Source organism: Endozoicomonas sp. ALC013 (assembly GCF_049310205.1).
In the GTDB taxonomy this organism is placed as follows: Bacteria; Pseudomonadota; Gammaproteobacteria; order Pseudomonadales; family Endozoicomonadaceae; genus Endozoicomonas.
This window is the reverse complement of sequence record NZ_JBLYNS010000149.1, coordinates 1-11235: the sequence shown is the minus strand read 5'-3', so window position 1 is coordinate 11235 and position 11235 is coordinate 1. Positions and strand designations below refer to the sequence as shown.

At 46.7% G+C, this 11235-nt stretch carries 12 protein-coding genes and 6 tRNA genes; 9 read left to right on the top strand and 9 right to left on the bottom strand.

The window, feature by feature from the left end; all coding sequences use genetic code 11:
* Positions 1-181: 181 nt before the first annotated feature.
* The 6 genes from ACO6V1_RS19875 (at position 182) to ACO6V1_RS19850 (ending at position 3578) form a co-directional block, all read left to right on the top strand.
* Positions 182-844 (top strand): ABC transporter substrate-binding protein, encoded by a 663-nt coding sequence (locus ACO6V1_RS19875; RefSeq protein ID WP_422450556.1) that lies wholly within the window; start codon positions 182-184, stop codon positions 842-844.
* A 60-nt stretch (positions 845-904) separates the two neighbouring features.
* Positions 905-1081, top strand: a complete 177-nt coding sequence (locus ACO6V1_RS19870; RefSeq protein WP_422450137.1) for a hypothetical protein — start codon at positions 905-907, stop codon at positions 1079-1081.
* A 524-nt stretch (positions 1082-1605) separates the two neighbouring features.
* Complete coding sequence (locus ACO6V1_RS19865; protein ID WP_422468157.1) at positions 1606-1956, top strand: hypothetical protein; 351 nt, start codon at positions 1606-1608, stop codon at positions 1954-1956.
* 35 nt (positions 1957-1991) lie between these two features.
* The gene (locus ACO6V1_RS19860) at positions 1992-2249 is read left to right on the top strand and encodes a hypothetical protein (RefSeq protein ID WP_422450135.1); all 258 of its coding nucleotides are present in this window, start codon (positions 1992-1994) and stop codon (positions 2247-2249) included.
* Entirely contained in the window at positions 2250-2444 is a 195-nt protein-coding gene (locus tag ACO6V1_RS19855; protein ID WP_422450134.1) for a hypothetical protein, read from the top strand.
* 828 nt (positions 2445-3272) lie between these two features.
* The gene (locus tag ACO6V1_RS19850; RefSeq protein WP_422468155.1) at positions 3273-3578 is read left to right on the top strand and encodes a hypothetical protein; all 306 of its coding nucleotides are present in this window, start codon (positions 3273-3275) and stop codon (positions 3576-3578) included.
* A gap of 997 nt (positions 3579-4575) precedes the next feature.
* On the opposite strand, the gene ACO6V1_RS19845 is transcribed toward ACO6V1_RS19850, so the two are convergent.
* Complete coding sequence (locus ACO6V1_RS19845) at positions 4576-4791, bottom strand: Blp family class II bacteriocin (RefSeq protein ID WP_422450132.1); 216 nt, start codon at positions 4789-4791, stop codon at positions 4576-4578.
* Between the two features lie 349 nt (positions 4792-5140).
* Here ACO6V1_RS19845 and ACO6V1_RS19840 point away from each other — a divergent pair, with 349 nt between their 5' ends.
* A complete protein-coding gene (locus ACO6V1_RS19840; protein ID WP_422450131.1) occupies positions 5141-6157 on the top strand; it encodes an HlyD family secretion protein in 1017 nt (338 codons plus the stop codon).
* 40 nt (positions 6158-6197) lie between these two features.
* Here ACO6V1_RS19840 and ACO6V1_RS19835 read toward each other — a convergent pair whose 3' ends face one another.
* Complete coding sequence (locus ACO6V1_RS19835; RefSeq protein ID WP_422450569.1) at positions 6198-6344, bottom strand: hypothetical protein; 147 nt, start codon at positions 6342-6344, stop codon at positions 6198-6200.
* Between ACO6V1_RS19835 and ACO6V1_RS19830 the strand changes: the two genes are divergently transcribed.
* Entirely contained in the window at positions 6321-8405 is a 2085-nt protein-coding gene (locus ACO6V1_RS19830; protein WP_422468159.1) for a peptidase domain-containing ABC transporter, read from the top strand. The two genes, ACO6V1_RS19835 and ACO6V1_RS19830, sit on opposite strands and share 24 nt — an antisense overlap.
* Positions 8406-8418: 13 nt before the next feature.
* On the opposite strand, the gene ACO6V1_RS19825 is transcribed toward ACO6V1_RS19830, so the two are convergent.
* The 7 genes from ACO6V1_RS19825 to ACO6V1_RS19795 all read right to left on the bottom strand — a co-directional run bounded on the left by ACO6V1_RS19825 (position 8419) and on the right by ACO6V1_RS19795 (position 9938).
* Positions 8419-8494, bottom strand: a tRNA-Asn gene (locus ACO6V1_RS19825).
* Between the two features lie 72 nt (positions 8495-8566).
* Positions 8567-8642 (bottom strand) — tRNA-Lys (locus ACO6V1_RS19820).
* A 37-nt stretch (positions 8643-8679) separates the two neighbouring features.
* Positions 8680-8755, bottom strand: a tRNA-Asn gene (locus tag ACO6V1_RS19815).
* Between the two features lie 72 nt (positions 8756-8827).
* Positions 8828-8903, bottom strand: a tRNA-Lys gene (locus ACO6V1_RS19810).
* Positions 8904-9020: 117 nt separating this feature from the next.
* Positions 9021-9096, bottom strand: a tRNA-Lys gene (locus ACO6V1_RS19805).
* Positions 9097-9133: 37 nt separating this feature from the next.
* Positions 9134-9209: transfer RNA gene (locus ACO6V1_RS19800), tRNA-Asn, on the bottom strand.
* 126 nt (positions 9210-9335) lie between these two features.
* Positions 9336-9938 carry a peroxiredoxin gene (locus ACO6V1_RS19795; protein ID WP_101746706.1) on the bottom strand — a complete coding sequence of 201 codons (603 nt, stop codon included), beginning with the start codon at positions 9936-9938 and terminating at the stop codon, positions 9336-9338.
* Positions 9939-10402: 464 nt separating this feature from the next.
* Here ACO6V1_RS19795 and ACO6V1_RS19790 point away from each other — a divergent pair, with 464 nt between their 5' ends.
* Entirely contained in the window at positions 10403-11095 is a 693-nt protein-coding gene (locus ACO6V1_RS19790) for a hypothetical protein (protein ID WP_422468153.1), read from the top strand.
* Positions 11096-11235: the final 140 nt, after the last annotated feature.

Sequence of the window (11235 nt, the reverse complement as noted above, 5' to 3'; positions counted from 1 at the left end):
CGACTTCGTACTTCTATATATCGCTACGTTGTTGAGCATGGATACCCTCCGGGCTTAAGTAGACTGTCGATACTTACTACATAAGAAGACCATGAAAAGAGGAAGTAGCACCCGTGAAAATCAAACAATTCAAGCAACTTAAAGCTGGCTTGCTGGCTGTTTCTATTGCGCTTTCCGGCACATTGCTAACCACTCCGGACAACGTATCCTGAAGCCTGAAACTGCTGCGGGTTATGCTTCCCTTCTTTACACCATCAAAGGTGCTGAAGAGTACAACACCGGCAAGACAGGTCCTGAAGCGCTTGCAGTAAAAGCCATTGATGATAGTACACTCGAAATTACACTTTCCGGCCCGGCCCCTTACTTTATTGCACAGCTGGCCCATTACACCGCCTTCCCTGTTCCGAGTCACAAAATCGAAGAGCTGGGTAAAAACTGGGCAAAAGATAGCAACATGGTCAGCAATGGCGCGTTCACTCTGAGTGAGTGGACACCTAACGCTCAGATTCGCCTGGAAAAAAACCCGCAATTCTACGACGCTGCGAATGTATCGCTGGATGAACTGCTTTACTACCCACAGGAAGACCGTTCAGCTGTACTGAAGCGAGTTCGGGCTGGCGAGGTTGATATTCAAACAGACTTTGCTTCTTCAGACCTGAAATGGCTGGAGAAAAACATGCCGGACTACGTGCGCATCGCACCGTATCTCGGCGTTTATTACTACCCTCTTAACCTCGATGATGATGCGCTGAAAGGCCTGCGTGTCCGGAGGGCACTGGCGATGACCATTGATCGCAAAATTCTCACTGAAAAAGTGTTGAGAACGGGTGAAGTAGCGGCATAAAGCTTTGTACCACCCGATACTGGCGACTACGGCTCATCTCCTGAAGTCAGCTGGAAAGGAATGAATCAGGCCGAGCGTGTCGCCGAAGCGCAAAAGCTGATGAAACAAGCGGGTTATGATAAGTCGAATGCACCTATTTACCACTATGTATCCAAAAACCTGATAAGTCCGAAGGTTGATGGCTGGATTGATAACGTCTCCGATATCCATCGGGCCCGATACCTTTCTATTAAGTAACTGGACAGCCTCCTGCTGTTGTACAGCAGGAGTGCGCTCAAAAGCTGTCGTGTGCCACGGATGGTCATGAATAACAAAACGAAGAGGGAACTCCAGAGGAAAGAGCGAATTGTCCATGTTCTCCTATAATTCTCAAGCGGTTGCTGACGGCGATTCTTTCCCTGGTATTTGGTGCCTACCTCGCTTGGTTACCGGTTGCAGGCTGGGGAGATGGCGCTGCCAGAAACCTGGTGTTACCCCAATGGCACTGACTTAAGGCCTCAGCCCTTGATAATTCAAGGCTTACTCGGAAAGAAGCGACTATAAAGAGTCACAAACCTAAATATTTCCCTTCCGAGCAAGCCATGAACAAGTGTAGCCAAGAGTTTCTGTCCCTCGCAGATGAATGCCTTCACCAATTTGCACAGACTGAAAGTGATGAATTTTCATCAATCCTTACCTCTGATGACCTTAACTCTTTTCAGAATTGTTACCCCGGCTGCAGGGTAAGGGATTTTCCACCCATCAAAACATTAATCTTGTTCATGCGACAGGTGGCCAGCGACACCAAGTCATGCCGCCACGCCCTCATTGATGAAGCGAGAGACCAGGTTGTCAAGGGCAACAAGAACAAGGTGCCCAACACTGACACCAGCGCATATTGCAAAGCGAGGCAACGGTTGAGTGAAGTATCCGTAAGAGGTTTGCTGCGCATATCTGGCAATAGCCTTGATCACGCCTCACCAGAATCATGGCTATGGCATCAACGTCGTGTACTGCTTACTGATGATTCAACATTGTTGATGCCTGACACCGAGAAAAATCAGAAAGAATATCCTCAGCCTGGCACTCAAAAAAAGGGCTTGGTTTCCCGATTCTCAGAATTCTTGTTTTAATATGTCTTGGCAGTGGCGCATTGCTTGATTTTGCTGTGGCTGCCTACGAAGGGAAAGAAACCGGAGAACAAGCTTTGCTCAGGAAATTGTTCTCCCATCTGCAGGATGGCGACATCCTGTTAGGTGATGCGAATTTTGAGAACTACTTCCTGTTGGCTTTGCTGTTACAAGCCAAGGCTGACGTGGTTTTCGAGAAAAATGGTGCCCGCCATATTGATTTCCGGAAATGCGATCACAAGCTGGGTAGCAAGGTTGGATTATTCAAATTAACAAGACCAGTCCGGCCTGAGTAGATGAGTCAGGAGCTTTATGATCAGATGCCTGCAGAGCTGGTAATCCGTGCTGTCAAGAACAAACGTCGCACCATCATCACCACTTTATTGGATGCTGAGGAGTATCCCCGGACAGAGATCATTGCGCTGTATCTGAAACGCTGGCACGTCGAGATTGATTTTGATGTCATCAAAACGACCATGAAAACCGCATAAAAGGCTCCAACATTCAAGGTCGCAGGCACGCAGACTCAAGAAATACCAAGGGAAGTGAGCTTAAGTCAGTGCCATTGCGCCATAGACTGATATACCTCGGTAATCTCTTTTTAAAGCCTAATCAGGGCTGGAAGCTGGTTGCTTACCTGCAGAATGAGCAAGCAGAACTGAGTCCGCACTATTTCAGGGTCGAAGCTTTAGCTGATTTGCGGATTGGGCAGTGGTTTCAGGATCGAATACCTGAGCCCATGCCAGCAGATGAAACCTTTTGGGTAACCCTGCCCGGCAAGAGTGATTGGAAGGTAGAGACTGCTGCGAATGCCATCCCTGCCAGTCTGTGGCCTCTCTACTCTCAGCCAGAACTTTGTCAGCAACAGATGTATGTTTTTCGACAAGGTAACAGAAACTATGTTTTGCCTGTTATCGAACTAGCGAGAGCGTTACTGATTCGAAACAAGCCTATTGCCCGACAGTTGTTTATGCCTGCAGGTCTCAACCAGTTAGCACCGGTGAATCAACACAGGCCATTTCAGGGGCAGGCTGAGATAAAGTTCAGAGAAGAAACACCTCTGTATCTGATCGATAATCCGCAGGTTCTGTATCATTTAATCTGGTTGCTGTTACATCCGGAACCGTCAAGATTGTTCTCCAGCGTTTACCGGCATATGGTGGAGCAACAGGAAAGCAGGGTATCCCAAACATACAGGCGGTTTACCTTCATCATGGATATACCCGATCTTCCGGGTATGAAGGTGGAATATGCAGGCCCTATATGGGGGAATACGGTATTTGTTAGGGAGGTGCTGGGATTTACCCGGCTGCCAGATCATGGCTACAAACCTTTGTTCTCTCACCCTGCACGGAAACAACCTGTCAAAAATGGCGGAGTTCAGGCTTCTGCTTCACCTGTTTTTACTGGGTACACCTGAAACACTGGAGATTGACGAACAGGAAGATGATGCTGGAACTGGACGGCATACCCGCTTTGCTGAAATTCGACCAGTGACGTTTGAATACGCTGTGGACCCCGATGTTGAACTGGTTTATGAAGGGGAGCAGCAAGCAAATCATGGCCAGCAAAGGGGGGATTCGACCAGCAGAAGAGGCCGAAACAGAAACGGGCAGTCTTGGTGATCCCTCAAAAGACAGTCCCAGCTAGCCGGTTGATTATGGTGAGATAGTCTGCTCAAACCAGGATAAAACCGGAGGCCTTCGCCTCTTCAGGGAGGCCTGTGAGCAACTGGCAGTCTCCAGAAGCTGGGGTATAACGCTGGAGTACTATGAGCTGCCCAGTGTCTCCCGAACCAGTTTCAGGTTGCTGAAAGACCGACCAAGACAGGCGGGACTGGCCACTTTCTATCAGCCTGATAGAATGACACGACACCTGCTGGAAGTACAGATTTCTGATGGCCGTTATCTTTCTACTTTAATATTTGTATAGCCCAGATCATGTTCATCAAGGTTTTGTGAGAGGGCGGGTAAAAGCGTTGCTCTGGGCATTGGTTAAGGGGGGTGGCCACTGGAAAAAATCATTGACTCAGCAAATTCGCTTTGGCCCGTTGCAAGTCAGGAAGATCCGACATCCAAATGGACTGGCAACTATGAGAAAAAGAGAAGCTATAACCGTCTGGGGGGATAAGTTTCGTACTGTTCTGGATCACCAATCGGATTGCCTTAAAGAAAAATGCTCCCAGAGAGGTTCATGAAGCATCAAGTATGAAACTAGATTCACTGAAATCATCTCTGGCTGGGCTACGCAGGAAGAGGGCTGTTAATTTTGGAATCAAGAAAAAGGTTTCTTCTAACTTGATTTCTTAAATTTCCTCCTCAAAAGTAATGGTTCCATTGCAAAGACTTCAAATAATGCATATGAAAATGATATAACCAACCCCATGATTGCTAAATCACTAATGCTACTTGATGGAAGAAAGTCAAGGTAGTGAAGTAGTAGCAGCGAAATAGAGTATGCGCCTACGGCTGATAAGAATCGTTGAAATAAAAACATTTTTTTCATGGCTAATCTTCATGAGAGTTAGTGTTGTTCCGGCGTAATAGCTGCTAGCAACCAGTAGAAAACTATGAAAGCGACAATTTCAAATGGCTACCAGCAATTTTTTGGTTACGATGTGAGCTATTTCATGGTGTACATAGCCAATCTCATACTTGCTCCCATAGCGGCCCCAAAGATGGCCCCACCAATTGCACCCGGCAAACCTAGCCTTGAACCTGCTAGTGCGCCTGTTAATGCTCCAGAGAGTGCAGCACCACCAACTTCTCCAGCGCTAGGTACTCCGCCACTAACTTCTTTGATTTCACTCTTATCTAATTCTTTCATTTTGTATTCCATTGTTAATCCTTGTCTACATCCTAGCCGACAAAACAAAAGTTAATTGCACAATGATGAAGATGTCAATACCATTAACCAGAAAAATGAATAGAACTATGCGGATATGTCAGAGACGAAAAGTTTATTTCGAAAGGAAGTGATTAACTATTCTCACCGGTCAGATCGTGGCAGCATACTGATTATCAACCCTTTTCCCCATCTCTATCTAGTCATTTTTGTCTGTACCCTACTGTGCGCCTTAGTAACTTTCCTGCTCTGGGGCAGTTATACAAAGTCAGAAACAGTCATTGGGGTATTGCAACCAACGAAAGGGCTAAGCCGGATAATCGGTGAACAGTCTGGCACTGTTGTGGATCTTTTGGTAACTGAAGGACATAAAGTAACCGTAGGTTCGCCCATGCTGCGTGTAAAAACCGACAGGCAACTGGTTGGTGGCAGTATGGAAAAGCGACTTCAGGAACAGCTAAAGGTAGCTATTGCTTCTTTTCAACAGCAGATCAGCCAGCAGCAACAACTAGCTCAACTTGAGAAACAACGACTTGCCTTGTTACAAGAAGACCTGAAACACCAAGCAGGTTTTCTTACGGAGCAGATAGCTACCCAAAAACAACATGCCGATACTCTTGAGCAAGAACTCAAAGGGCTTGAAATCCTGCTGAGTAAAGGGCACCTGACGCAGGTTGATTATAATGCCAAACTCACTGTGCTGCTCAGTAGCAAGCTAGATCTCCAAAGCCTGCAGAAAGAAAAAGTCAGCCTGTACTCCCGACTGACGGAAGCTGGAAATCAGTATGAGCGAGTTGATGTAGATACAGGAGTTAGCCTGTCTTCTTTGCAGGCAGTGATCGCAGAACTTCGGGAGCGGTCTATAGAAACAGAGGGGCGCTCATCCTATCTGATTACGGCTCCCGTTAGTGGTACGGTTACCAGTGTATTGGTACGCAAAGGAGGCCTCATTGTTCCTGGTCGCCAGATATTGGCGATCCTGCCCGAGCAGAGTAAGTTGCAGGCAGAGCTGTATGTCCCCACCAGAGCTATCGGGTTTACAACAAAAGGGCAACCTGTGCAGATTCGCTATCCAGCCTTTCCTTATCAGAAGTTTGGTTTTCATCGGGGACAGGTTTCAGATATATCTCGCACTATTATTGCTCCTGACGATATACCCGCGCCAGCCAGCGTGACAGAACCTGTCTATCGAATCACAGTCGCGCTAGACCATCAGTCGGTCACAGCTTTTGGTGAACAGTACCCTTTGCAGTCCGGAATGCTGCTAAGTGCTGACCTTATGGGGGAATCCCGTTCCATTATTGAATGGTTGCTGGAGCCACTTTACAGTCTGAAAGGCCGTAGCTTTTTTTCAGGCTGAGCATGCCTAAAAAAATAGAAACAACCATTGGGTGAGTCCGCTATAACAATAACCACCGGGTGTCAGCATGGAAGTTTTTAGTCTCCTGAATTTTGGGTTTAAACGCCGACTCCCCATTGTTTTGCAAAGTGAATCGGCTGAGTGTGGCCTTGCTTGCCTTGCCATGGTGACCAGTTACTTTGGTCATGAAATTGACCTGAATACTCTGCGGAATAGGTTTTCCGTCAGTCTGCGTGGCTCCACTCTGGAGCAACTGATGAATATTTCCGAACAGCTGTTGATGAATAGCCGGGCATTGCAGCTTGATCTTGATGAAATAAAAGAATTGCGTCGTCCATGCATTCTGCACTGGAACCTGAATCACTTTGTAGTGCTGAAATCAGTCAGCCGCAAAGGCATTCTTATACACGACCCTAGTTCGGGTGTTCGGCATGTGAACTGGGAAGATACTTCCAAGTCGTTTACCGGCATTGCATTGGAGCTACAGCCTTCCCCATCGTTTAAACGAAAGAAAGAAACTAAAAAAATGGGGCTTTCAAGCCTCTGGACCAATATCAGTGGCCTGAAACGAAGTCTGGTACAAATTTTTTTCCTGGCGCTGGCGCTGGAAGTTTTTGCCCTGGTCACGCCTTATTTTATGCAGCTCACCATTGATAATGTGGTGATGAATAATGACCGAGACCTAATTTTTGTTCTGGGGCTGGGTTTCTTGCTACTCACTGTCTTTAATGTGGCCACTTCTGCCATCCGGTCTTGGGTTATTCTTTTCCTGCGTAGTCATCTAGGAATTCAGCTGGCCAGCAATCTGTTCCGGCACCTTCTGCGCCTGCCACTACCCTGGTTTGAAAAGCGACATATGGGGGATGTGGTTTCTCGATTCAGCTCATTGAGCCAAGTTAACCAGATGCTGAGTACAGGCTTTATTGAGGGACTGACGGATGGCCTTATGGCTGTCGTCACACTGGCGATGATGTATATTTATAGTCCCAAACTGGCAACTGTTGCCTTGGGAGCAGTGCTGCTATACACCCTGTTTCGATTGGCGTTTTTTCGACCTCTCAAAACACGTACAGAAGAAAGCATTATGATGGCTGCCAAGGAGGATTCTGACTTTATGGAATCTGTAAGAGCCATCCAGCCCCTGAAACTATTTAACCGGGAAGCGGTTCGTATCTCGAAATGGCAGAACAGTTATGCTGACTGGGTGAATGCGGATATTCGAGTGGGTAGGTTACAGATTGCCTGGAACACTTTTCACCGCCTAAGCAGTGGTGTGGAGTACATAGTACTGATCTGGCTGGGGGCTTTACTGATCCTAGATAATATTTTTTCAATCGGCATGCTCTATGCGTTTCTGGCCTGGCGACAGCAATTCTCAGGAAAGGCCCAGACGTTTATAGACAAGCTGTTTGAGTACCAAATGCTCACTTTACATCTGGACAGAATTGCAGATATTGCCCTGACAGAAGATGAGGAACATCTCGATACCCCCCATACCACGCTAACTAAAGCCAATGGAGAAATCAGCCTTAGGGATGTGTGCTTCAAGTACAATGATGAAGAGCCTTGGCTGTTGGAAAACATTAACCTGGATATTCAGCCTGGTGAGTCTGTTGTGATTGTTGCACCTTCCGGATTTGGCAAAACAACACTAATGAAAATTATGATGGGATTAATCCAGCCTTGTAAAGGGCAGGTACTGCTGGATGGAAAAGATATACGACATCTTGGTCTTAGAAACTACCGGCGGCAGGCGTCTGCTGTGATGCAGGATGACCAGCTATTGTCCGGTTCAATAGCTGATAACATTGCGTTTTTTGCCGCCCAACATGATCAGGCTCGTATCGAAGAATGTGCAGCCAAGGTGGGTATACTGCCTGAAATAATGGCTATGCCAATGGGAATGCAGACTCTGGTAGGTGATATGGGTAATACACTTTCTGGAGGTCAGATTCAGCGCCTATTACTGGCAAGAGCGTTATACGCAGACCCTGCGATTTTGTTCCTGGATGAAGCGACCAGCCACCTAGATACCATTTCCGAGCAGCAGGTAAACAAGGTGTTAAAAAATTTGGGCATCTCCCGGATAATGATTGCTCACAGGCAGGAAACCATTGCCATGGCAGACAGGGTGATTGACCTGGCAGAAATGCAGCTAGCTCGACTCCATACTGTGCGTGCAGTCGAAGAAGTGAGTGCCAAGATAAAGGCGACAGGATTTGAAAACACCAACAACAGCACTTCATAATAGTTAAGAAAAGTGGCTCCCCGAGCTGGACTCGAACCAGCGACCCAATGATTAACAGTCATTTGCTCTACCAACTGAGCTATCAGGGAACTAATCGACAGTTTTGCTGTACTGACAACAGTCTCTTCAACAAGGGACTTTTTATGAGTCTCAATGCTGTATGGTGGGTCGTGTAGGATTCGAACCTACGACCAATTGGTTAAAAGCCAACTGCTCTACCGACTGAGCTAACGACCCATTCTTACATCAGCCACAGGCTGACAGATAGAATAAGTGGCTCCCCGAGCTGGACTCGAACCAGCGACCCAATGATTAACAGTCATTTGCTCTACCAACTGAGCTATCAGGGAACTAATCGACAGTTTTACTGTACTGACAACAGTTTCTTCAACAAGGGACTTTTTACAAATCTCAATGCTGTATGGTGGGTCGTGTAGGATTCGAACCTACGACCAATTGGTTAAAAGCCAACTGCTCTACCGACTGAGCTAACGACCCATTCTTAACAAAGAATCTTTTAAAGAACGCAATGCTTAGACTATCTCTGACCCTTATTGATCAGGATAAAAAAACCGCCGATTTACAGGGCGGTTTATGCTTCAGCATAAAATAAAATGGTGGGTCGTGTAGGATTCGAACCTACGACCAATTGGTTAAAAGCCAACTGCTCTACCGACTGAGCTAACGACCCGCTCTTATGCCAGCCACAGACTAACATAAAGAATAAGTGGCTCCCCGAGCTGGACTCGAACCAGCGACCCAATGATTAACAGTCATTTGCTCTACCAACTGAGCTATCAGGGAACTATGCCTGGCAGCGACATCTCGTCACCAACCAACGGCAGCGAATGATAAGGTTATTTTGCCGTGAGTCAAGTATTCCACTGCAAAAAACTTTTTAAAAAGGCTGTATATATGGCATTTATCAACCTAGAGACCATCTGCACTCTCGGACAGGTATTGGGCCACACCGTCTGGAGAGGCTGTCATGCCCTTGTCGCCCTTGTTCCAGCCAGCCGGGCAAACTTCACCGTGCTGTTCGTGGAACTGCAAGGCATCAACCAGACGAATCAGTTCATCCATATTACGGCCCAGCGGCAGGTCATTGACGATCTGGGAGCGAACCAGACCTTCCTTGTCGATCAGGAAAGCACCACGGAATGCCACACCACCTTCTGATTCAACGTCATAAGACTTACAGATGTCGTGTGTCATATCAGCAGCCAGAGTATATTTCACCTGACCGATACCACCCTGGTCCACAGGCGTATTACGCCACGCATTGTGCGTAAAGTGAGAGTCAATAGAAACGCCGATCACTTCAACACCTCGCTCCTGGAAAGCACTCATACGGTGATCCAGGGCAATCAGCTCAGAAGGGCATACGAAAGTGAAGTCCAGAGGGTAGAAAAACAGCAGACCGTACTTGCCACGAATGGCTTCGGACAGGGTAAAAGCATCAACAATAGAGCCGTCACCCAGTACAGCAGGGACTGTGAAGTCAGGAGCCTTTTTGCCTACTAAAACGCCCATAAGAATTTCTCCTACGCTTTATGAAACTGTCATTTAAAGAATTTAAAGAGCTATCATTTACAAAGCCGTGCGTGTTAAGTACGAAAGTACAAATATTATGTAACCCCACATTCAATCACGCACCACAAAAGTTGCGCATACAATGATACACATGACCACGGTTTTCGCCTACCGCAGTAGAAACAAATGACTACTTTTTTATCACAAGCCACATATTGATAAAGGAGCAAGAAGAAAAATACAACCCGGAGCCTGTTGACGCGCCCCACCTTTACTAAAGACTGGTTCACCCGAAACCCACTCTGTTCCTTCCCAACACTCCCAAAGCTCAGTTTATTGAGGTAGCTAACCCCGAACGAAGACAGGGATCTGACAGCTTTCATTTTTTCGCATAAAGAAAATGAACTAATTGGGAATTAAAATATCAAAGTATGTTTAGAAATAACTTCTTCTGGCGTGTGTCTATGCAAAATAATGGCGTGCCTCTTGGAAAGACGTTGCTTTTCTGGAGTGAAGCACCCGATAATGGTGTCAAAAAACCAAATCCCACAAGAAAACCAGATATCGGACATACCAGCGGAGGGCTGAAGGTTACCCCACATCCGCCATCAAACTACGTCCTGTTTGGAGAAGACTCTGCATTTTCTCCCCTTGCCAGGAAATCTGAACAGACAACAAAAACGCCGCAAAATGAATCAGAAAGCGATTCAGAGTGTGATCAGGAAATACTCGAAGCATTTGCTGGCATATCAATCCCAGATCACACTAATATCGATAAACATCAACGCCCCGGGCACAAAACTGAACATTTTAATGAAAGGGCCATGTTAAAAGCCAAAACAAAGCTATCGTACAAGAAAAAAAATGGCCCTCCAAAACCGGTAAGGCTCCACTCTTATCCCGGCACTTCAGGGCAGCAGGTAATATCCGCAGCAACTTTACCCATAGCCTTTGTAACAACAGATGCAACAATGTTCAGCCCGGGCAATACCAATACTGAGCCTTCGCCCAAAAAGCTGTGCAATTCAGCACCTCCGGTAAATGCTGCCATAAACTGGCTAGAGCCTCAGGATACTCTGATGGCTGAACAGTCAGACTTATTTGGTTTTCACTCCTTACCTTATGACTTTGCCCCGGGAAAGGAGCCTTTGGAGTAATTACAGCAGAAAGGAGATACTGACAGGGACTCAATGAGTCAGGTACTAGGAGGCTGACCGAGAATAGACTGCCCTACTGCGGTAGCAGCAAATTGGTCTAAAAAGTCGGAAATTTTTAGCAAATAGAACCACTATTCACT

Coding starts and splice junctions, on each gene's coding strand:
- ACO6V1_RS19830 (WP_422468159.1), top strand. CDS start 6,321: ATGGTGACCAGTTACTTTGGTCATGAAATTGACCTGAATACTCTGCGG.
- ACO6V1_RS19850 (WP_422468155.1), top strand. CDS start 3,273: ATGGCTACAAACCTTTGTTCTCTCACCCTGCACGGAAACAACCTGTCA.
- ACO6V1_RS19845 (WP_422450132.1), bottom strand. CDS start 4,791: ATGGAATACAAAATGAAAGAATTAGATAAGAGTGAAATCAAAGAAGTT.
- ACO6V1_RS19865 (WP_422468157.1), top strand. CDS start 1,606: ATGCGACAGGTGGCCAGCGACACCAAGTCATGCCGCCACGCCCTCATT.
- ACO6V1_RS19795 (WP_101746706.1), bottom strand. CDS start 9,938: ATGGGCGTTTTAGTAGGCAAAAAGGCTCCTGACTTCACAGTCCCTGCT.
- ACO6V1_RS19870 (WP_422450137.1), top strand. CDS start 905: ATGAATCAGGCCGAGCGTGTCGCCGAAGCGCAAAAGCTGATGAAACAA.
- ACO6V1_RS19790 (WP_422468153.1), top strand. CDS start 10,403: ATGCAAAATAATGGCGTGCCTCTTGGAAAGACGTTGCTTTTCTGGAGT.
- ACO6V1_RS19835 (WP_422450569.1), bottom strand. CDS start 6,344: ATGACCAAAGTAACTGGTCACCATGGCAAGGCAAGCAAGGCCACACTC.
- ACO6V1_RS19855 (WP_422450134.1), top strand. CDS start 2,250: ATGAGTCAGGAGCTTTATGATCAGATGCCTGCAGAGCTGGTAATCCGT.